The sequence below is a fragment of the Candidatus Methylomirabilota bacterium genome (assembly GCA_035260325.1).
Classification (GTDB): Bacteria; Methylomirabilota; Methylomirabilia; order Rokubacteriales; family CSP1-6; genus AR19.
Map to the genome: position 1 here is coordinate 1 of DATFVL010000239.1, position 2,336 is coordinate 2,336.

Annotated in this window: 3 protein-coding genes; all 3 read left to right on the forward strand. The window is 70.7% G+C overall.

The genetic code is table 11. The features are described from left to right. On the forward strand, positions 1-650 hold a 650-nt coding region (locus VKG64_15050; GenBank protein ID HKB26353.1), incomplete at its 5' end, for an MBL fold metallo-hydrolase. Positions 651-657: 7 nt separating this feature from the next. Further along, positions 658-1,815, forward strand: a complete 1,158-nt coding sequence (locus tag VKG64_15055; GenBank protein HKB26354.1) for a thiamine pyrophosphate-dependent enzyme — start codon at positions 658-660, stop codon at positions 1,813-1,815. Further along, positions 1,812-2,336 (forward strand): isocitrate lyase/phosphoenolpyruvate mutase family protein (locus VKG64_15060; GenBank protein HKB26355.1); only part of this gene is annotated, 525 nt, incomplete at its 3' end. The genes VKG64_15055 and VKG64_15060, both read left to right, overlap by 4 nt.

Genomic DNA, 2,336 nt, shown 5'->3' on the forward strand with positions numbered 1-2,336 from the left:
ACTTCGTCTATCTCGTCGGCGACCCGGTGGCCCGCGAGTGCGTCGTGGTGGATCCCGCGTGGGAGATCGACACGATCGTCGACACCGCGCAGGCCGACGACATGCGGCTCACCGGCGCGCTGGTGACGCATACGCATCAGGACCACGTGGGCGGCAGCCTCGCCTCGTGGGGCATGCCCGGCCGCATCCCCGGTGTCGAGGAGCTACTCGCGCGCGTGCCGCTCAGGGTCTACGTGCACAAGGCGGAGCGGGAATTCCTGCCGGGGCTCGGCTCCGATCTCGTGAAAGTCGACAACCACGACACGCTGGCGATCGGACGGCTTGCCCTGATGTTCCTGCATACGCCGGGGCATACGCCCGGCTCGCAGTGCTTCCTCGTCGACGGCCGGCTCGTCTCCGGCGACACGCTCTTCATCGGCTCGTGCGGGCGCACGGACCTGCCCGGCAGCGATCCGAGCGAGATGTACTACTCGCTCACGCAGCGGCTCGGCGCGCTGCCCGACGAGACGCTGCTCTTCCCGGGCCACAACTACGGTGGACCGTCGTCCACCATCGGCGCCGAGAAGCGTCAGAACCAGTTCATGCGGTTCGCGTCGCTCGGCGATTTCCTCCGGACCATGGGCGGCGGCGCCCGCACGGTCCAGCCGTAGGCCCCGCGTGATCTCCGGCGGCGAGGTCGCCACGCTGCTGACTCGCCATGGGTTCGACTTCTTCACGGGCGTGCCGTGCTCGCTCGTCGAGGACGTCATCGCGGTCCTCGAGACGGAGCGCGAGGCGCCGTACGTGGCCGCCGTGCGCGAGGACGCCGCCGTCGGCCTGGCCGCCGGCGCCTGGCTCGCGGGCCGCCGGCCGTGTGTCCTCATGCAGAACTCGGGCCTCGGCACGAGCCTCAACGCGCTCGCATCGCTGTCGCTGATGTACGGGCTTCCCGTGCTGGTCGTCGTGACCTGGCGCGGCCATGAGGGCAAGGACGCGCCGGAGCACATCCTCACCGGACGCATCACGCCGCAGATCCTCGACCTGCTCGGCATGCCATACCGCGTGCTCTCCGCCGAAAGCGCGGCCGACGACATCGCGTGGGCCGCGAAGGAGATGGACACGCGCATGCAGCCGGTGGCCATCGTCGTCCCCCCGAGGGTGGTGCAAACGGGTGGTGGGGCTCATCACGACGCGGGCGTTCGGCACGACGTCGAGCCTCGCCGACCGTCGGGCGCCGGAGGGCCTGCGACGGCGCCCCGCGGGCCCGCGCCCCTCGTCCCGCGCATCTCGCGGCTGGCGGCGATCACGGCCGCCCGCAAGGCGATCGGCACCGAGCCGATCGTGCATGCCAACGGCTACATCTGCCGCGAGTCGTTCTCCGTCGGCGACCGACCGCAGAACTTCTACATGATCGGCTCGATGGGCCTGGCCTCCGCGATCGGCCTCGGCCTCACGCTCGCGCAGGCCGAGCGCGCCGCCGTCGTGTTCGACGGCGACGGCAACCTCCTCATGAACTTCGGGATCCTCGCCATGGTCGGCGGGCTGAGGCCCCGGCGCCTCGTCCACGTCGTGTTCGACAACGAGGTCTACGGCTCCACGGGCAACCAGATCTCGCCCTCGCGCGGCGTGCGCCTGGACCGCGTGGCCGCGGCGGCCGGCTACGGCACGGTGGCCGCCGTCACCACGGCCGCGGAGACGGAGTCGGCCGTGCGCGCCGCGCTCGGCGCCGACGGGCCGCACTTCGTGCTGGTGAAGACGACCGCGGCGGAAGCGGACGTTCCGCGCATCCCGTACAGCCCGGCGGAGATCCGCGATCGCTTTCGGGCCAGCCTGTGACGCCACGGCGCACGACCACGCTCAAACGGCTCGTCACGCGCCCGGAGATCGCCTTCCTGATGGAAGCGCACAGCGGGCTTTCCGCGCGCATCGTGGAGGAGGCCGGGTTCGAGGGCGTCTGGGGCAGCGGGCTGACGATCTCGGCGGCCTTCGGCGTGCGTGACAACAACGAGCTGTCCTGGTCGCAGGTGGTGGACCACGTGGCGTTCATGACCGAGGCGACGTCGATCCCGCTCCTCCTCGACGGCGACACGGGCCACGGCAACTTCAACAACATGCGGCGGCTCGTACGCAAGCTCGAGCAGGTCGGGGTGGCCGGCGTCACCATCGAGGACAAGCTCTTCCCGAAGACCAACTCGTTCCTGCGCTCCGAGTTGCAGCCGCTGGCCGACGTCGAAGAGTTCTGCGGCAAGATCAAGGCGGGCAAGGACAGCCAGACCGACGCCGACTTCGTGCTGGTCGCGCGCGTCGAGGCGCTCATCGCGGGCTGGGGTCTCGCGGAGGCCATCAAGCGCGCGGAG